The sequence below is a fragment of the Blautia sp. AF14-40 genome, assembly GCF_003479665.1.
Classification (GTDB): Bacteria; Bacillota; Clostridia; order Lachnospirales; family Lachnospiraceae; genus Fusicatenibacter; species Fusicatenibacter saccharivorans.
This window is the reverse complement of record NZ_QUHK01000126.1, coordinates 1-213: the sequence shown is the minus strand read 5'-3', so window position 1 is coordinate 213 and position 213 is coordinate 1. Positions and strand designations below refer to the sequence as shown.

1 pseudogene is annotated in these 213 nt (G+C 49.8%); it reads right to left on the bottom strand.

The features are described 5' to 3' along the window. Window positions 1–128: pseudogene (locus tag DWW13_RS19690) on the bottom strand (DeoR family transcriptional regulator); the annotation flags it as partial. Window positions 129–213: the final 85 nt, after the last annotated feature.

Genomic DNA, 213 nt, shown 5'->3' with positions numbered 1-213 from the left:
AGCATAGCGTCCAGCATCCGGCAGTACATGACCTTTGCGGTGCTGCTGACTGGAAATCCTGTCAACGCTCTGGGAAAAGGCATACAGGGCGGCAATGGTGTGTCTATCGTCATAAATTCAAAATTCATTCAGTGTGTTCCTCCTTTTTCTTTGCTCGTTTGGATAAATAACGGGGGCAGTCAATCACAACCGCCCGGAAGCTCTGCTTGCACC